Here is an 18,038-nt window from a genome sequence, read left to right on the forward strand (position 1 = left end):
CTTGGGCGCTCAGCGTTGGTAGAACCGTCGCCGACGGGGTTTCCCTGAGCACGACGGATGCCGGAACGGTCAAGCGGCAAGCCGCCTGCAGCACGTTATGCAGATGTCATGCCATCCGGGAGCGATCCGCGCGGCGCCCTTCCCCACGTGCATCGCAGCGATGCGAGTCTGGGTGCGACCATCACCTGGCCGGGCGATGTTGGGCAATCGCCAACAGGCCGGCCGTGGCGCGCGGCAGTCTGCCAGGTACGGTCATTCTTGGGCAGCCTAACGCGCGGCGATCCGCGCATCGAGCGCCGTGCGCAATGCGCTCACCACGTCGGCCCACTCGCCGCGGCGCGTTTGGCGGAACAGACGCGCGTTGGCGTACCACGGACTGTCGTCGCGATTCAGCTGCCAGCGCCAGTCCGGTGTGAACGGCAGCGCAATCCACACGGGCTTGCCGAGCGCGCCCGCCAGATGCGCGACCGCCGTATCGACGGCGATCACGAGATCGAGTTGCGCGACGAGCGCAGCCGTTGCCGAAAACGTCGTCAGGCGCGTGCCGGCGTCGATCAGCCGGCCGCGCTGCACGAGTTCGTCCATGCACGCGCGGTCGCGCTCGCGCAGCTCTTTTTGCAGCGACACGAAGCGCATATCGGCGTCGAACAGCGGCAGGAGTTCCGCAAGCGGCATCGAGCGATTGCGATCGTTCACGTGCGTCGTGCTGCCCGACCAGACCAGGCCCACACGCAGCCGCCGGTCGCCATTCTCATCGGCGCCGATCACATCGGACCACGACGCGCGCGCGGCAGCGTCGGCGTCCGCGTCGAGATACGCGCCCGAAGTCGCGAAATCCGCTTCGCGCAGCGCAAGTGCGTGCGGCAGGCTCAACATCGGCACGTGGTAGTCGAACGCAGGCAATTGCGACGAGTCGCCGATGACGCTCGAGGCACCCGCTACGTTCTGCAGCAACGGCAGCAGCGCGTCCTGCACGCGCACGATCACGTTCGCGCCCTTCGCATGCAGGCGGTCGACGAAGCGCACGAACTGCAGTGTGTCGCCGAGACCCTGTTCCGCGTGCACGAGCACGGTCTTGTCCGCGAGCGGCTGGCCCTTCCACTGCGTCGCGTCGGGGAAATCGTGTGTCATCGTACCGTCGCGCCAGCGCCATTCGTATTCGCGCCAGCCGTGCTCGAATTCGCCGAGCAGTAGATTGGTCTGTGCGCGATTGGTGCGCGCACCGGCGTCGTTCGTGTCGATCGACAAGGCCTTCTTGAACTGGCGCAGCGCGTCGTCGAAGCGATGCAGGTCGCGCAACGCGACGCCCAGGTTCACGTAGGCGGCGACGAAATTCGGCTTGAGTTCGATTGCCCGCCGATACGCGTCGAGTTCCTCGTCGTACCGGCCCAGCTCGCCGAGCAGCGTGCCGCGGTTGTAGTGCACTTCCGCCGAACGCGGATACCGGCGCGCCAGACGCCCGAGATACGCGAGTGCGGCCTCGGCCTCCTCCAGCTGGATGAGCGACATGGCCGCGCCATGCAGCGCTTCGACGTGATCGGGCGCGAGCGCCAGCTGGCGTTCGTAGAGCGCGACGGCCTGGGCGTGACGCTGCGCGAGCTGGCAAATGCGTGCGGCCTGCTGCAACTGCTCCTGAGGCGTTGCGGCCGGTTGTGCCGCGCGCCAGGCGAATTCGGCGGCGCCCGCGTAATCCTCGCGCGTTGCGTAGACAAATGACATCGCTTCCAGTGCGCCCGCGTGATCAGGATGCGCTTGCAGGATCGATTGCAGGTCGTGCTCCGCGGCGTCGATGCGGCCGGCGGTGAAATGCTGCTTCGCCTGGGCGAGCAGCGCGACAATGGTGTCAGTCATGGGAACGCGGGGCGCTCGCGCCCGAATGCATGGATGAGGACTCAAGGCCGTATTTTACCTCAGCCGCTCCCGCGCAGTTCCGTCGCACCATGTCGCCGGGAACCACGATAACGAACGGTGCGGTCGATTTGAAACGTGGAACAACGCGTATTTCTTCGCGTTATTCATTCACGGTAATAATCAGGAATATGGATCGCAAAAACTTTCCAGAAATTACGATAAAAATGCGATAAATAGCGCGTTTGGACCAGCGCATGGGCGTGCATAAAGTTCCTTGTTTTACCGGATATTTCGATCTTCCAGGCTGCCGATGTAATAGTCTGGAACAGGTAAGACAATGTTAGCCAATAATCGTGGCATGCATGCCACAACTCCTGAAAATCATTCCGGATATCGCGTTATGCTCCGCGCTCGCTCGCTTTCGAGTGAATAACAAAGCAATGGAGTTACGATGAAAAAGTACACCCTTTCCGCCCTCGCAGTCGCCGCAGCCTCTTTCGCGAGCGCCGCACACGCACAAAGCTCGGTCACGCTTTACGGTTTGATTGACGCGGGCGTCCTGTACACGAGCAACCAGTCGGGCAGCTCGAACGTGCAACAGTCGAGCGGCGCGCTCAACGGCAGCCGTTGGGGCCTGCGCGGTAGCGAAGATCTGGGCGGCGGCCTCAAGACGATTTTCGTGCTCGAGAACGGCTTCAGCATTTCGACGGGCGCGGCGAAGCAAGGCAGCCGCATGTTCGGCCGCCAGGCGTTTATCGGCCTTTCGAGCGAGCAGGCCGGCGCGGTCACGCTGGGTCGTCAGTACGACAGCGTGGTCGACAACCTGGGCGGACTGTCGCTGAACGGCACGCAGTACGGCGGCACGCTCGCCGCGCACCCGTACGACAACGACAACCTCAACAACTCGTTCCGCGTGAGCAATTCGCTCAAGTACCAGAGCGTGAACTACGGCGGCCTCAAGTTCAATGCGCTGTACGGCTTCTCGAACGCCGCGGGCGGCTTCGCGAACAACCGCGCATACAGCGTCGGCGCCACATACTCGTTCGGCGGTCTCAAGGCGGGTGCGGGCTATCTTCAGCTGAACAACTCGGGTTCGACGATCAATAGCAGCGGCGCGGTCAGCGACGACGCCACCTTCACCGCATCGCGTCAGCGCACGTATGGCGCCGGCCTGAACTACGCTTTCGGCGCAGCCAACGTGGGCTTCGTGTTCACGCAAACGCAGCTGAGCAACCTCACGGCCATCAACTCTTCGAACGCGGGTGCGACGACGTCGTTCGCCGGCAACAGCGCGCGCTTCAGCAACTTTGAACTCAATGGCCGCTATGCGTTCACGCCCGCAATCACGGTGTCTGCCGCTTATACGTACACGAACGCGAGCCTGGACGGCGTGAATCCGAAGTTCCATCAGTTCACGCTGCAAGGCGACTACGCGCTGTCGAAGCGCACCGACCTGTACGCCGAAGCCGCGTATCAGCGTGTCGTGGATGGCGAGGGCAAGATTCACGCGGACATCATGGGTGTTTCCGCTTCGGATTCGAACTCGCAAGCCGTGGCGACCGTGGGTATCCGCCATCGCTTCTAACGCGACGATCGCTCGCAACGTGAACGCCGCGCTAGCGGCGATCTGAGTACGGGCAGGCAGACGCCTCGGTGTCTGCTTGCCCGTGTGCTTTGACAATGCCCTTTAAAACCTCAATCTATCGAGGCATCGAGCTGACTCGCAAGCTCGTTTAAATCGTTCACCACGAAATCCCAGGCCTGCTCCGCTTTCAGGTCTGTTTTTTGATCGGGACCGTGCTCGGTCCGCCGCACGACGAAGGCGGTCGAAAGGCCAAGCCGGCGCGCCGCGGCCAGGTCGCCGTTATGCGCCGCTACGAGGCATACTTCGGCGGGCGCGAGACCCAGAATGTCCGCCGTTTCCGTGTACACCTGCGGCGACGGCTTGTAAGCGCGCACCACTTCGGCGCCGAGAATGGCATCCCATGGCAGGCCGGCGCGCCTCGCAATGTCCACCATGAGCCGGATGTTGCCGTTCGACAAGGGAGCGATGATGAAGCGGCGTTTCAGACGATTCAGCGCCTCGACCGAATCGGGCCATGGATCGAGGCGATGCCAGGCCAGGTTGAGTTCGTCGATCTCGGCGTCCGTCGCTGCGGCAATACCGCTGCGCGCCAGCACCTTCACGAGATTCTCGCGATGCAGCACGTCGAGGCGCACGTAGGGCCGGCGGCCGCTGCGGATTTCCTCCATGGCAGGCGAATACTCGCGGCGCCAGGTGTCGGCGAACTCGAAAGCGTCGAGATGAGGCGCGTGGCGTTGCAGAAAAGCGGCGGCTTCCCTCGCGACGCCGCGTCGCCAGTCCACGACGGTGCCGAAGACGTCGAATACGAGGGCCTTGATTTCGGTACGGTTCGTCATAGGGGCCAGCATCGGTAGTGGATCGGAGCACGGCATCGTGAATCGCCTCGGTCAACCGGCAAAGGCGGTGCAATACACATTGAAGCACCCAAACCGGAATCGCAGCTGATCGCTGCCCCACTACCCCGCGCTTCAGGCCGCTTCGGCCTCCAGCTCGCGCCCTGGAATCGCAGCGAGCAGCGCGCGCGTATACGGATGGCACGGTGCGCGCCAAATGTCCTGATGGTCGCCGCTCTCGACGATCTTGCCCTGTTGCATCACGTGCACACGGTCGGCGATGTAGCGCACGACCGAAAGATCGTGCGAAATGAAGAGCATGGAAAGCCCCAGCTCGCGCTTGAGTTCGACGAGCAGATTGAGAATTTGCGCCTGGATCGAGACATCCAGCGCCGACACCGGCTCGTCGCAGATCAGCAATGCGGGTTCGAGCACGAGCGCGCGCGCAATACCGATGCGCTGACGCTGTCCGCCCGAGAATTCATGCGGAAAGCGCGCGAGCGCCGCCGCGGGAAGGCCCACGCGTTCGAGCACCGAGCGCACACGCACGCGGCGCGCCGCCGCTTCGCCAACCCCATTCACAGCCAGCACGGTTTCGAGAATGTCACCCACGGTGCGACGCGGGTTCAGCGACGCATAGGGATCCTGAAAGACCATCTGCACCTTGCGCCGTAACGGCCGCAACGCGCGCTCGCGGAGCGGGACGAGTTCCGTGCCGTCAAGCGCGATCGATCCGCCCGCAACCGGCACGAGGCGCATGATCGCACGCGAAAGCGTGGACTTGCCGCAGCCCGACTCGCCCACGAGCCCGACCGACTCGCCCCGGCCAATCTCGAACGAGACACCGTCGACGGCGTGAAGTGCCGGCGCGCCATGGCGCTGCGGGTACGCTACGCGCAGGTCGCGCACGGCGAGCAGCGGCGCGGCGTCCGTCGTCTGAAGGCCCGATGCCGTACACTCGGGCACCTTGCGCGGCACCACCACGAAGCCCGCCTCCTCGTCGGTGCGATCCACGCGACCGGCCGGTGCCGAGTGGCGGATTTCCGGCAAGGTCCACGAGCGGTAGTGCAGATCGTCGGCGAGATTGAGCGAAGCGCCGAGGAGCCCTCGCGTGTAGGCGTGGCGCGGGCGCGCGAAGAGATCCGCCGTCGGCGCTTCTTCTACCTTGCGCCCGGCCAGCATTACCGCCACGCGGTCCGCATGATCGGCCACGACGCCCAGGTCGTGCGTGATCAGCAGGAGCGACATCGACAGTTCCCGGCGCAGCGCGTCGAGCAGTTCGAGGATGCGCGCCTGGATCGTCACGTCGAGTGCGGTCGTGGGTTCGTCGGCGATCAGCAGACGCGGGCGGCACGCCACGGCCATCGCAATCATCACGCGCTGCCGCTGGCCGCCCGATAGCTCGTGCGGATAGTCGTCGAAGCGGCGCTGCGGCTCGGCAATGCGCACGAGATCGAGCAGCTCGACGGCACGCGCGCGAGCGGCCCGGCGCGACAGCGCCTCGTGCTGACGCAGCGTCTCCACGATCTGCGCGCCCACGCTGAGCACGGGGTTCAGCGAGGTCATCGGCTCCTGAAAGATCATCGAGATCTGTTTGCCGCGCAGATCGCGCACCGCCCCGCGCGGCAAGCCCAGCAGCTCGCGCCCTTCGAAGCGCACGCTACCCGTGACGCGTCCTGGCTCGGGAACGAGCTGCATGAGCGAAAGCGCCGTGGCGGACTTGCCGCTGCCCGACTCGCCCACCAACGCGAGTATCTCTCCCGCCGCGATGTCGAAGCTCACGCCGCGCACCGCATCGTGCGCCCCAAAACTCACGCGCAAATCGCGTACTTCCAGCAGTTGGCTCACGTGGCACCTTTACGGTCGTTGCCGCTGCCGCGGATTGAGGGCTTCGGTCAGGCCGTCGCCGAGCAGATTGAGGGCGAGCACCGCGAGGACGATGGCCGCGCCGGGAATCGCCGTGAGATACCACGCCGTGCGCAGCGAATCGCGACCGGCGCCGATCATCGCCCCCCAGCTCATCACATTGGGGTCGCCCATGCCGAGGAACGACAGCGACGATTCGATGAGGATCGCGCTTGCCACCATCACCGAAGCCGTGACGATCACGGGCGGCAGCGCATTGGGCAGGATTTCGCCGAAGATGATGCGCGTGTTGCTGAACCCCTGGCTGCGCGCCGCAAGCACGAAGTCAGAGCGCCGCAGCGTGCGGAATTCCGCGCGCACGATCCGCGCGACCGTGGGCCACGAGGCAACGCCAATGGCGAGCGCGATCACCACCACGTTGGGCCGCCCGATCGCTACGAGCACGATCACCAGCAGAAAGGACGGCACGGTCTGGAACAGCTCGGTGAGACGCACCAGCGCGTCGTCGATCAGGCCTCCGAAATAGCCGCCGGTGGCGCCCACGAGCGTGCCGATCACGAGTCCGATGCCTGCCGAGGCCGCGCCGATCAGCAGCGAAACGCGCGCGCCATGCGCGATGCCGGCTGCGACGTCGCGCCCGAGCGAATCGGTGCCCAGCCAGAATTGCGGGTCGCTGCCCGGCCATTCGAACGGGCCGCCCACCATGTCGAGCGGATCGCCCGGGTAGAGCCGCGGCGCGAGCACGGCGAGCACGACAAATGCCCCGAGCAGCACAAGGCCAGCGCAGGCCGAAGGGTTGCGCAGCAACGCGCGCCAGAAAGCGTGCCCGGCACGGCGCGCGGGCGCGCTGTCGCGCTCGGCGCCGCGGCGGCCAAGCAGCGCGAACGCCAACTGTCGCCGCCACGGCGAACCCTGGCGCGCGGCCGCACGTCGTGCGTCAACCGGCAGATCCGGCGATTCGAAACTCATTGCGGTTCCTCCGTTAGCCTATGCGCGGATCGAGCCATGCTTGCAGCAGATCGACCACGACGTTCGCGACGATGACGAGCAGCGACGACAGCAGCAGCACGCCTAGCAGCACGCTGAAGTCGCGCGCCAGCACCGCGTCGAGTGCAAGGCGGCCCAGCCCCGGCCAGCTGAATACCGTCTCCGTTACCGCCGCGCCGCCAAGCAGCGTGCCGAAATGCAGCCCCACGAGCGTGGTGAGCGGCATCAGCGCGTTACGCAGCACGTGCCGCAAGGTCACGCGCCACGGATTCAGACCTTTCGCGTGCGCCGTGCGCACGAAGTCCTGGCGCTGCACTTCGATCATCGCGGCACGCGTAATGCGCGCGTAGATCGCGACGAAGAAGGTGGCGAGCGTCGCCGCGGGCAGCAACACGTGCCTCGCGACATCGGCGACGTAGGCGAAGCCGTGCAGGTCCGCCCCGATCGTGATGTTGCCGCCGCTCGGCAGCCACCCTAGCCGGACCGCGAACAGAATGATGGCGAGCAGGCCGATCCAGAATCCAGGCGTCGAATAGAACAGCAGCGCGAACACCGACAGCACGCGGTCGGGCCACTTGCCGGCCCAGTGCGCCATCACGGCGCCGAGCGCCACGCCGACGACGAGCGCGAGCGACAGCGCCACGCCCATCAGCAGCAAAGTGTTGGGCAAGCGCGAAAGAATCAGCTGCATCACGGGCATGTCGTAACGCGGCGAGTAGCCAAGGCTGAAATGCGCGAGATGCTTCAGGTACGTCCCGAGCTGCACCAGCAAGGGCTGGTCGAGCCCGAACTTCGCGCGCAGCATCGTCATCGTTTCCGTCGTCGCGGAGCCGGCTTCGCCGGCGATCACGTCGGCGGCGTCGCCCGGCATCAGCTTGAGCAGGAAGAAGTTGAGGATCACGATGCCCAGCACCGTGGGCAGCGCCTGCCAGGCGGTGCGGCGCAGGATCGTTTGCCAGCGGGCGCTTCGGCTCATCGTTGGGCTCCGTCGAGGGTGCGATGCGCGTTTGGCACGCGCTCAGGCACTCAGCCACACATCGGCGAAGTTGCCTTCCAGGCCCTGCGCGCTCACCGTGTGATCGTGCACGCGCCGGTTGGCGAGCGTGACCATGCGCGGCGCGACGAGATTGAGGATCGGCAGATCGCGGTAAACGGTTTGCTGGAACTGCTTGTAGAGGCTCACGCGGCGGCTTTCGTCGATTTCGACCGACGCCGCTTCGAGCAGACGGTCCGCTTCCGCGCTGCTGTAATGCGGCGCATTCGAGAACGGCACGCCGGGGCGGATATTCTTCGACCAGTACAGGCGCTGCACGCCCACGGCCGGATCGAACAGCGTGTTGACGCCGATGCTCGTGAAATCGAACTGGCGGTCGGCGTAGACACGCTTGAGAAAAGACGGCAGATCCTGCGAGCGCACCGTGACGTCGATCCCCACGCGCGCGAGCGCCGATTTCACGTAGCCGGCCTGGCGCTGGTACATGTCGCCATACGGCAGGTAATCGTGCGTCAGCTTGAAGCGCACGCCATCCGCACCGCGCGGCTTGCCCGCCGCATCGAGCAACGCCTCGGCCGCATGCGGGTCGAACGCGTAGGGCGTGATCTGCGCATCGTGATACGGCGAGGCGGGCGTGATGGGGGTGGGCGAGACGTCCGCATAACCGTAGGCCACGGTCTTCTGCACGACCTGCGCATTGATGGCGTGCGCGATGGCCTGGCGCACGCGTGGGTCCTTCAACACCGGATGATCGAGATTGAAATCGATCTCGGCCAAAGGCTCGAGGAAGCGGTAGCCACGCGTTTCCGTCACGAGCTGCGGTAATTGCGTGAGGCGCGGCAAGTCGGTCAGCGGCACGGGGTTCTCGCCGCCCAGATCGAGCGCGCCGGTTTCGAACGCCGCCGAGCGCGCGGCCGGATCGGGAATGACCTTGTAGACGAGCGCATCGATATACGGCTTGCCAGCGTCCCAGTAGTCGGGATTGCGCTCGTAGACAATGCTCGCGCCGCGCGTCCACGATTTGAAGCGGAACGGCCCGGTGCCAATCGGCGCGTTGTTGTGCGGGTTCGTGAGCGGGTCACCCGTGGCGTACAGATGCTTCGGCACGATCGGCGACTCGCCCGCCGAGAGCGCCTTGAGCAGAAATGGCGCGGGCTTCGACAATTCGATGATGGCCGTGCTCGCGTCGGGCGTCTGCACTTGCGTCACGTTAGCAAAGGTACTGCGTCCGCGCGGATGTATCGCTTTGAGCAAATCGACCGAAAACGCCACGTCCGCGGAAGTGAACGGCTGGCCATCGTGCCAGCGCACGTTCTGACGCAGCTTGAAGGTGTAGCGCAGACCGTCGGGGCTCACGCTCCAGGCGGTGGCCAGTTGCGGTTGTGGCTTCAGGTCGAAGTCATAAGCAAGGAGTCCTTCCAGCACCTTCGAGCTTGCGGCGAGCGCCGGTCCCGTGGTCTGGAAGATCGATACCAGCACGGGCGGCTCGGGATTGATCAGCACGTTCAACGTGCCACCGCGCTTGCGCGCGATGGCGTCCTGGGCGCGCGCAAGCACGGGCAACCCCGCGGCGGCGGCGGCCGCGCCGCTTGCAATGAGAAACTCACGACGGGTCAAACGTGACATGCTGATGCGTTCCGATATCAGTGAAGCTACGAGAGGCTAAACGTTGCGATCTGCGCGAGCCGGGAAATTCGCGCCGTGGCGACAGTGCTGCAATCGTAGCAACGGCCTCTTCGCGCGCTAACCAAGCGATGCTGCTATCCATATGACCCGCCGCGCCGAAGCAGCAGCGCGACAACGCAATTGGAAAGCAGAAAAGCTTCTTTGTTATTCGCGAGCGGCACGTGTTTAATCAATGGATCGACCAATCGACTAGCACGGCGCCCCGCGCCGCAACGACCTCCAAGGTGTCTGTCTTGAGCGAAATTCCCGTGGCCGAGCCGCGCACTTCCTCCGTGGCGTCGACGCCCTTCGTGCCTGTAGCCTCCCCCGCCGCCTTCTCCGATAGTCCCGTGGCGCGTGCATTCGCGCAGCCGCTCATGCTGGGGCTGTTCCTGCCGATCCAGGCTGGCGGCTGGAGCGCATCGACGCTGCCGCGCGGTACGGACTGGTCGTTCGACTACAACGCCGCGCTCGTGCAGAAGTGCGAAGCGCTCGGATTCGATCTCGTTTTCGCCCTGTCGCAATGGCTGCCGAAAGGCGGCTATGGCGGTGTGTTCGACGGCCATGCGCTCGACTCGTTCATGACGCTGGCCGCGCTGACCGCGCGCACCGAGCGCATCATCCTGGCCGCCACGACCCATGTGCTCTACGGGCCGTGGCACCCGCTGCATTTCGCGAAGTTCACGGCTACACTCGACCACATCTCGCGCGGACGCTGGGGCGTCAACGTGGTGACGGGGCACCGCGCCGTCGAACACGAAATGTTTGGCTGGAACCGCATCGAGCACGACCGGCGCTATGAGATGGCGGCCGAATTTCTCGACGCCGTGCAGCAGTTGTGGGCGCAACCGGACAACTTCAGTTTCGAGCCTGAAATTTCGAGCTGGCGCCTGCAAGGCGCGTACGTCACGCCCAAGCCGCGCTATGGGCGCCCGCTGCTCATCAACGCGACGGGCTCCGACGCGGGGATCGACTTCGCCGCGCGCTACTCCGACGTGGTGTTCATCACGAGCCCGGCGGGACCGCAGATCGATCGCGCGCTGGAAGCGCTGCCCGCGCACACCGCGCGCGTGAAGGCCGCGGCGCGCGCGTATGGGCGCGAGGTGCGCACGCTCATCAACCCGATGGTGATCTGCCGCGAGACGTCCGCCGAGGCACGCGCCTATCACGATGCCATCGTCGCACATGCCGACGAGGGAAGTTTTCACCGTTTCGACAGCGATGCACATGCCTGGCGCGGCGGTTTCGAAGATCGTGCGAAGGCCGCCTCACGCGCGGTGGGCGGCAACATCGCGATCGTGGGCTCGCCTGAAGAGGTGGCCGACAAGATCATCGAGCTTCACGCGGCAGGCGTCGACGGCGTGCAACTGAGCTTTTACGATTTTCAGCCCGACCTCGACTTTTTTGGCGAACGCGTGCTGCCTTTGCTGCGCGAAGCCGGCCTGCGCCGCTGAGCGGCATACTCGCGGCGCCCGAAGCGCGCCGCGCGAGCCCCACGTCAGACGCGCTGAAGCTCCTCGCCAATCGCCGCCACGCCCACGGCAGGCCGCTCGAGCCCGAGATGCGAGCGCAAGGTATTGCCTTCGTATTCGGTTCGAAAGAGCCCACGCCGTTGCAGGATCGGCACTACGCCGTCAACGAACGCCTCCAGCCCGTCCGGCAGCGCGTCCGGCATGAGGTTGAAGCCGTCGGCGGCCTCGCCCTTGAACCAGTGCTCGATATCGTTGGCGATCTGCTCAGGTGTGCCGACGATCACGCGATGACCGCCGCCGCCCGCGAGCGCGCGGATCAACTCGCGCACCGTGTGGCCGCCTCGCCGCGCCTCGGCGATCGTGGCATGGAAGAACGTGTGATTGCCATTGCCGCCGTTGGGTAGCGCGAGGTTATCCGGCAGGCGCGCGTCGAGGTCGAGCTGATCGGGTGAAAGGCCCAGTGTGCCGGCCAGACGCGTGAGGCTGTAGCGCCAGGGAATCTGCTCGACGAGTTCGTCGCGCCGCCGCAGCGCCTCGGCTTCGGTTGCGCCGATGATCGTCGTGAGGCCCGCGAGCACCTTCACACCCTGCGGGCGCCCGTATGCTGCGGCGCGCGCATTGAGGTCGCGCCGGTACGCCACCGATTCCTCGAACGACTGCGAAGCGGAGAATACGGCCTCGGCATGACGCGCCGCGAGATCGCGGCCATCCCCCGATCCGCCCGCCTGCACGAGCACAGGATGACCTTGTGGCGCACGCGGAAGATTCAGCGGCCCCTGCACCCTGAAAAAGCGGCCATCATGTTCGACAGGCCGCACCTTCGTCGCGTCGATGAAACGGCCGCTCGCCTTGTCGCCGATGAAGGCGTCGTCGTCCCAGCTGTCCCAGAGGGCCTTGACGAGTTCCGTGAACTCCGCAGCCCGCGCATAGCGCTGCGCGTGATCGGGCACCGTGTCGTGGCCGAAATTGCGCGCCGACGGCAAATCGGCCGTCGTCACGACGTTCCAGCCCGCACGGCCACGGCTGACATGATCGAGCGTGGCGAAGCGACGCGCGATGTTGTACGGCTCGTTGTAGCTCGTGGAAGCCGTGCCAATCACGCCGATGAGCGTGGTCGCCGCCGCAATGCTGGCGAGCAGTACCGTGGGCTCGAGCGCCGTGATCGGACGGAAGTCGATCTGGTCGATGATCGCCGCGTTGTCGGCAAGAAAGACCGCATCGAATTTCGCGCTTTCAGCGAGTTGCGCGACCCGCACATAGTGCGCTACGTCCACGAATGCGCGGGGATCGGCATCGGCGAGACGCCACGCCGATGGCACGAAGCCCGAATGCAGGATATTGACGTTCAAATGCAGGCGGCGCGACGAAATTCGGCTCATTCTTTGGACACTCGCTCGATCGTGGGTTTCAAAAAACGCGGCCTTCGGTGAGGTGGGTCGTCACGCCGTTCAGGGCATAGTCGCCCACGACGCGCGCTTTGTGCAGCAGCGGGTTGTGACTGAAGATCGTGCGCAGGTTGCGCCAGTGCCGGTCGAAATTGTGCGCGCGCGAAGTGGCCGAAGCTCCGCCGGCTTCGAACAGGCGCTCGGCGGCTTCGAGCGCCAGCTTGCTCACCACGAGTTGCGTGCGCGCCGTCGCCAGTGCGCCTTCCAGCACGAGCTGATCCGCGTCCGGCGCACCCGCGCGGATCGCCTGCGCCGATCGATCGAGCGTGCGGGCGTTCTCGCGCACCAGCGCGTCGATCGCATGGCTGTGCGCGGAGAGCGTGCCGACGACCTGCTGAATGAAGGCATCCTCGCGTGCGGAGGGCGCCGTGCTGTGCAGTACGGGGCGCCCATGCTCCACCACGTAGCGCTTCGCATCCGCGACCACGTTGCGAACGATGCCCGCGGCCACCGCCACCAGGTGGAGTTGCCGCAGCGCGCCGCCATGACGGCCGGCGAGCGTGGCCAAGCCGCGTTCGGTGATTTCGTCCGCACGCACCAGCAGGTTCTCGAACACGAGACTGCCGCTCGCCGTCATGCGCTGCCCCATGCCGTCCCAGTCGTCGAGCACCGTGAGTCCTTCGCGCCGCACCGGCACGATCGCCACCACCGGTTGCCCCTCGTCGTTCAGCACGCTCAGGCGCGCGTAGTCGGAAAAGGCCGTGCCGGTCGAATAGTATTTGCGGCCGTCGAGCCGGTAATGCTCGCCGTCGCGCCGGAGCGCCGTGGTGTATTCGCCCGGACGCGCCGTCCCCAGTTCGGTCGAGGCGCCGCCGAAAATCGCGCCGTCGATCACGCGCTGGATCTGCAGATCGTTGAACGGCGTGCGAGCCGACAGCAGCAGCGCTTCGGTCTGGTCGTAGTGAATCCGCAGCGCGTGGGCGAGATTGCTGTCGGCCGCGGCCAGCGTGGCGATCACGTCGAATTCGTCCACGAGCGAGCCACCCAGGCCGCCCCATTCGACGGGCAGCCGGAGGCGTCCCAGCCCCGAGCGCCGGAATGCGTCGAAGCCCTCGAAAGGCAATTCGCGACGCCCTTCGCGCGCAGCCGCCTCTTTGCCGATTTCATTCGCGAGCGCAGGCAAGTCGGCGAGCGCATCCTGCAACGACAGACTGGCCGCGCGAGCGCGCACCGGAAGTTGAGTGGGAAGAGCGGACATTGAGTTTTCCTTTTTGTCAGGCCCGCGAATTGTTTGATTCCCGGGCGGCCACGGGGCGTCTTGCCAAAAGGAAAAGTATAGGGAGCGCATTGCCCGCGACTAACCACGGAATTCGCATTTTGTTATTCGCATCTCTGCGTTGGCCGGCGGTTCGCGCAATCGGGCAGCACGGGGTTGCGGCCAAAGTAAATCACTTCCGCGCACGAACCTATTTCACGATTCGTTCTTTGACCTCGCCGCAAGCGCTTGCCGATAATCGATTGTTCCATGCCGCCCGCGCACAGATCGTGCGCAATGCGCCTTGTTCGCCACCGAGGAATCTTGATGACGCTGCTCTGGTACACCCGTTGTCCTGCGCCGACGCCATTCGGCATTGCCGCCCAGCAAGGATTGCTGCAGGAAGAATTCGCTGCCGACGGCATCGAAGTGAAGGCATTGCAGGACGCCGACGACCCGGCCATTCGCCGCTCGCACTTCACGCATACGCAGCCGTGGTCGTTTCGCCAGGGCGGCAACATACCGGCGCTATGGGCGCGGGCGCAAGGCAGCGATACGCGGCTCATCGGTTTGAGCTGGGTCGATGAGTTCCAGGCGTTCATCACGCTCGATTCGCACCTCACGCCCACGCGCGCTTCGCTCGCGGGGCGTCGCTTCGGATTACCGATCAATGCCGCCGCTGGGGTCGTCGATTTCCATCGTGCCACGGCTTTGCGTGGCTTTCATACGCTGCTCGAAGCCATCGGCGTCTCGTCAGCCGAGGTCGAACTCGTGGATCTGCCGCATGCACCCCGTGGCCTCGCCCACGCAAAACCGGACGACTCGGCACCGCTCGGCGAATGGCTCGATGCGCAGCGCGCTCACGAGTTTTCCCGCGAGGCAGCGGCGCTGCTGCGCGGCGAGGCCGACGTAGTGTTCGTCAAGGGTGCGACGGGCCTCGATATCGCCAACGTGCTCGGCGCGCGCGTGCTGGTCGACATCAGCGCGCATCCCGACCGGCGGGCGCACGCCAACAACGGTACGCCGCGCCCGCTCACGGTCGATGCGCAACTGCTGCGCGAACGCCCCGATCTCGTCGAACGCGTGCTGGTTCGCACGCTCGACGCGGCCGCGTGGGCTGGCGCGCATCCCGGCGAAGTCACGCGCTATGTCGCCCGCGAAGTGCGCAGCGCCGAGCACTGGGTGACACGCGCGTATGGCGCGGGCCTGCACCGGCAACTCGCGATCGGACTCGATGCCGCAGCGCTCGACGCGCTCGCGCACTTCAAGCGCTTTCTCTTTGAGCAGGGCTTTATCGCGGACGATTTCGACTTCGCGCAATGGGTCGATCCGGCGCCGCTCGAGGCGGCGCTGGCCCGCCGCGCGGAGCGTGCCGGCGTGCTCGCAGGATAACCAAAGCGGCGCTGCCTGCCAGCGTCCATTTCCTCTTATCGCCTGTTGCCGAACCGATGATCGCTCACCTCCTGCGCACGGCGCCACGCCGTGTCGTTCTCATGCTCCTCGTCATGGCGAGCGTGGCCGCTCACGTTGCCGCGCACGCGCAAACGCGCGGCGGCACGCTCAATTTCGTGGTGACGCCGGAGCCTACTGCGCTCGTGGATGTCGCAACGACGGCAGTGAATGTCCTCAAGGTCAGCCCGAAAGTGATTGAAGGCTTGCTCGACTACGACTTCGATCTCAAGCCCAAGCCGCTGCTCGCCACCTCATGGGAGATCGAGGACGGCGGCCGCCGCTATGTGTTTCATCTGCGGCACGGCGTGAAATGGCACGACGGCGCGCCGTTTACCTCGGCCGACGTTGCATGGTCGATCGAAACGCTGCGCCGCGTGCATCCGCGAGCGCGCACCACCTTCGCGAACGTCACCGCGATCGCCACGCCGGACCCCTATACGGTCGTGCTGACGCTCAGCGAGCCGACGCCATGGCTGATACGTGCGTTCTCGGCTTCGGAAACGCCGATCCTGCCGAAGCACCTCTATGAAGGCAAGGACGTGCTCGCGAATCCGGCCAACAACGCGCCGATCGGCACCGGACCGTTTCGCTTCGTCAAGTGGGTGCGCGGCAGCTACATCGAATATGCGCGCAATGACGACTACTGGACCGCCGGCAAGCCGTATCTGGACCGCATCATCGTGAAGATCATCGCCGACCCCGCCGCGCGCGCGGTGGCGTTCGAGGACGGCTCGGTCGATCTCGGCGGCGATACGCCCGTGCCGCTCGCCGACCTCGACCGCCTCAAGGCCAATCCGAAGCTCGGCATCGAGACACGCGGCTACGAGTTTCAGGCGGGCGTGGCGCGCATCGAGTTCAATCTCGACAATCCGGTGCTCAAGTCCTTGAAGGTGCGTCAGGCGATTGCCTCGGCGATCGATCGCGAAGTGATCCGCAGGGTCATCTACTACGGCTACGCGACGCCCACCGCGAGCCCGCTGATGCCGTCGAACCCCTACTATGACGCGGCACCCGCGCCCTACCCGTTCGACATCGCGCGCGCCAACCGTCTGCTCGACGAGGCCGGTTATCCGCGCAAGGCGGACGGCACACGCTTTGCGCTCACGCTCGACCCGCTGCCCATCGGCGACCTGCCCGCCCGCACGGGCGAATACATCAAGTCGGCGCTCGCCCGCGTGGGGATCGCTGTGACGATCCGCAATCAGGATCTCGCGGCGTATTTGAAGCGCGTCTATACCGACCGGCAATTCGATTTCACCGTGAATGGCATGAGCAATCTGTTCGATCCGGTGGTGGGCGTGGCGCGTTTGTACACGACCGACAACTTTCGCCGCGGCGTGCCCTTCACCAACGGCTCGCACTACAGCAACCCGCAAGTCGACGGCCTGTTTGCGCAGGCTGCGCGGGAAAGCGATGAAACGAAGCGCAAGCAGCAGTTCGTGCAGATCCAGCGCATTCTGGAGCACGATCTGCCGGACCTGAATCTCGTGTCGCCGCAGTGGGTGACGCTCGCCTCGAAGCGTGTGCGCGACCACGCCATTTCACCCGACGGCACGGCCGCGAGTTTCGCCGATGTCTGGCTGTCGCGGTGAGCGCGCTCACGTCGCACTGTTTGAATGACTCAAGGAAAATCCATGGACTACCGGCAACTGGGCCATAGCGGCCTGAAAATCTCCACGCTGACGCTCGGCACGATGATGTTCGGCGGACCAACCGACGACGCCACGGCCGAACGCATCATCGAAGCCGCGCAGGAGCAAGGCGTGAATTCGATCGATACCGCCGACGTCTACCACCAGGGCGAGTCGGAGCGCGTGGTGGGCCGGCATACCGCGCGGCAACGCGACCGCTGGGTGCTCGCCACGAAGTTCGGCAACCCCGTTGGCAACCCGCGCGAGATCAACGCGGCCGGCGCGTCGCGCAAGCACGTGATCCGCGCGGTCGAAGCGAGTCTCGGGCGGCTCGATACCGATTATCTGGACCTCGTGTATCTGCATCGCGAGGACCACCACACACCAGTCGAGGAAACCGTGCGTGCGCTGGGCGATCTGATCGCGGCAGGCAAGCTGAGACACTACGGGCTGTCGAATCATCGCGCCTGGCGCATTGCCGAGTTCAGCCGCGTGGCCGATCTGCTGGGCGTGCCGCGGCCCGTTGCGAGCCAGCCGCTCTACAACCTGGCCAATCGCCAGGTCGAGGCGGAGCAGTTGAGCGCCGCCTGGCACTATGGACTTGGCGTGATCTCATACAGCCCGCTCGCGCGTGGCGTGCTGACCGGCAAGTACGAGCCCGGTGCCCAGCCCGGAGCCGACACGCGCGCGGGACGGCAAGACCGCCGCCTGAGCGAGACCGAATGGCGCGCCGAAACGATCGAGCTTGCGCGGCGCGTAGAGGCGCATGCAAAGGAGCGCAGCCTCACCGCCGCGCAATTCGCGCTGGCCTGGGTGCTCAATAGCCGCTATATCACTTCGGCGATCGCTGGACCGCGCACCGAAGCGCAATGGCGCGACTATCTGCCCGCGCTACAGTATCGTCTCGATGAGGATGACGAAGCATTTGTCGATTCGCTCGTGGCAAGCGGCCATCCCTCGACACCGGGGTTCAACGACCCCGGTCACCCGTTCTTCGGACGCCTCGTGCGCCATGGCACCACGCAGGACCCGCGTGCGCCGGGCGGCGAACGCTAATTGCCC

At 65.5% G+C, this 18,038-nt stretch carries 13 protein-coding genes; 5 read left to right on the top strand and 8 right to left on the bottom strand.

The genetic code is table 11. From position 1 onward, the window contains the following. Positions 1–267: 267 nt before the first annotated feature. On the bottom strand, positions 268–1,851 hold the full coding sequence (locus tag AB4Y43_RS20635) for a tetratricopeptide repeat protein (RefSeq protein WP_368728657.1): 1,584 nt from the start codon (positions 1,849–1,851) through the stop codon (positions 268–270). 451 nt (positions 1,852–2,302) lie between these two features. Between AB4Y43_RS20635 and AB4Y43_RS20640 the strand changes: the two genes are divergently transcribed. After that, positions 2,303–3,436: a porin gene (locus tag AB4Y43_RS20640; RefSeq protein WP_368728658.1), complete on the top strand. Its 1,134-nt coding sequence runs from the start codon at positions 2,303–2,305 to the stop codon at positions 3,434–3,436. A gap of 110 nt (positions 3,437–3,546) precedes the next feature. Here the strand turns inward: AB4Y43_RS20640 and AB4Y43_RS20645 are convergent, their stop codons facing one another. From AB4Y43_RS20645 to AB4Y43_RS20665, 5 genes are all read right to left on the bottom strand, one after another. Then, a complete protein-coding gene (locus AB4Y43_RS20645) occupies positions 3,547–4,272 on the bottom strand; it encodes a haloacid dehalogenase type II (RefSeq protein WP_342946156.1) in 726 nt (241 codons plus the stop codon). A 132-nt stretch (positions 4,273–4,404) separates the two neighbouring features. Beyond that, complete coding sequence (locus AB4Y43_RS20650) at positions 4,405–6,117, bottom strand: ABC transporter ATP-binding protein (RefSeq protein ID WP_368728659.1); 1,713 nt, start codon at positions 6,115–6,117, stop codon at positions 4,405–4,407. Between the two features lie 9 nt (positions 6,118–6,126). After that, complete coding sequence (locus tag AB4Y43_RS20655) at positions 6,127–7,104, bottom strand: ABC transporter permease (protein WP_342946158.1); 978 nt, start codon at positions 7,102–7,104, stop codon at positions 6,127–6,129. Between the two features lie 13 nt (positions 7,105–7,117). Continuing rightward, positions 7,118–8,098: an ABC transporter permease gene (locus tag AB4Y43_RS20660; RefSeq protein WP_368728660.1), complete on the bottom strand. Its 981-nt coding sequence runs from the start codon at positions 8,096–8,098 to the stop codon at positions 7,118–7,120. 42 nt (positions 8,099–8,140) lie between these two features. After that, positions 8,141–9,742, bottom strand: a complete 1,602-nt coding sequence (locus AB4Y43_RS20665) for an ABC transporter substrate-binding protein (RefSeq protein ID WP_368728661.1) — start codon at positions 9,740–9,742, stop codon at positions 8,141–8,143. Positions 9,743–10,044: 302 nt separating this feature from the next. Between AB4Y43_RS20665 and AB4Y43_RS20670 the strand changes: the two genes are divergently transcribed. Further along, positions 10,045–11,235 carry an LLM class flavin-dependent oxidoreductase gene (locus tag AB4Y43_RS20670; RefSeq protein WP_256094982.1) on the top strand — a complete coding sequence of 397 codons (1,191 nt, stop codon included), beginning with the start codon at positions 10,045–10,047 and terminating at the stop codon, positions 11,233–11,235. A gap of 44 nt (positions 11,236–11,279) precedes the next feature. Here AB4Y43_RS20670 and AB4Y43_RS20675 read toward each other — a convergent pair whose 3' ends face one another. Continuing rightward, complete coding sequence (locus AB4Y43_RS20675) at positions 11,280–12,632, bottom strand: LLM class flavin-dependent oxidoreductase (RefSeq protein ID WP_368728662.1); 1,353 nt, start codon at positions 12,630–12,632, stop codon at positions 11,280–11,282. Positions 12,633–12,660: 28 nt separating this feature from the next. Continuing rightward, entirely contained in the window at positions 12,661–13,896 is a 1,236-nt protein-coding gene (locus AB4Y43_RS20680) for an acyl-CoA dehydrogenase family protein (protein ID WP_342946161.1), read from the bottom strand. A 324-nt stretch (positions 13,897–14,220) separates the two neighbouring features. Between AB4Y43_RS20680 and AB4Y43_RS20685 the strand changes: the two genes are divergently transcribed. Genes AB4Y43_RS20685 through AB4Y43_RS20695 form a run of 3 tightly spaced genes read left to right on the top strand, consistent with a single transcriptional unit; the run spans position 14,221 to position 18,032 of the window. Continuing rightward, entirely contained in the window at positions 14,221–15,285 is a 1,065-nt protein-coding gene (locus AB4Y43_RS20685; RefSeq protein WP_368728663.1) for an ABC transporter substrate-binding protein, read from the top strand. Between the two features lie 56 nt (positions 15,286–15,341). Continuing rightward, positions 15,342–16,937, top strand: a complete 1,596-nt coding sequence (locus tag AB4Y43_RS20690) for an ABC transporter substrate-binding protein (protein ID WP_368684862.1) — start codon at positions 15,342–15,344, stop codon at positions 16,935–16,937. 42 nt (positions 16,938–16,979) lie between these two features. Next, on the top strand, positions 16,980–18,032 hold the full coding sequence (locus AB4Y43_RS20695; RefSeq protein WP_368728664.1) for an aldo/keto reductase: 1,053 nt from the start codon (positions 16,980–16,982) through the stop codon (positions 18,030–18,032). Positions 18,033–18,038 lie beyond the last annotated feature (6 nt).

The organism is Paraburkholderia sp. BR10872, assembly GCF_040965835.1.
In the GTDB taxonomy this organism is placed as follows: Bacteria; Pseudomonadota; Gammaproteobacteria; order Burkholderiales; family Burkholderiaceae; genus Paraburkholderia; species Paraburkholderia nodosa_A.

Coding starts and splice junctions, on each gene's coding strand:
- AB4Y43_RS20665 (WP_368728661.1), bottom strand. CDS start 9,742: ATGTCACGTTTGACCCGTCGTGAGTTTCTCATTGCAAGCGGCGCGGCC.
- AB4Y43_RS20690 (WP_368684862.1), top strand. CDS start 15,342: ATGATCGCTCACCTCCTGCGCACGGCGCCACGCCGTGTCGTTCTCATG.
- AB4Y43_RS20675 (WP_368728662.1), bottom strand. CDS start 12,632: ATGAGCCGAATTTCGTCGCGCCGCCTGCATTTGAACGTCAATATCCTG.
- AB4Y43_RS20680 (WP_342946161.1), bottom strand. CDS start 13,896: ATGTCCGCTCTTCCCACTCAACTTCCGGTGCGCGCTCGCGCGGCCAGT.
- AB4Y43_RS20660 (WP_368728660.1), bottom strand. CDS start 8,098: ATGAGCCGAAGCGCCCGCTGGCAAACGATCCTGCGCCGCACCGCCTGG.
- AB4Y43_RS20645 (WP_342946156.1), bottom strand. CDS start 4,272: ATGACGAACCGTACCGAAATCAAGGCCCTCGTATTCGACGTCTTCGGC.
- AB4Y43_RS20640 (WP_368728658.1), top strand. CDS start 2,303: ATGAAAAAGTACACCCTTTCCGCCCTCGCAGTCGCCGCAGCCTCTTTC.
- AB4Y43_RS20685 (WP_368728663.1), top strand. CDS start 14,221: ATGACGCTGCTCTGGTACACCCGTTGTCCTGCGCCGACGCCATTCGGC.
- AB4Y43_RS20635 (WP_368728657.1), bottom strand. CDS start 1,851: ATGACTGACACCATTGTCGCGCTGCTCGCCCAGGCGAAGCAGCATTTC.
- AB4Y43_RS20655 (WP_342946158.1), bottom strand. CDS start 7,104: ATGAGTTTCGAATCGCCGGATCTGCCGGTTGACGCACGACGTGCGGCC.
- AB4Y43_RS20695 (WP_368728664.1), top strand. CDS start 16,980: ATGGACTACCGGCAACTGGGCCATAGCGGCCTGAAAATCTCCACGCTG.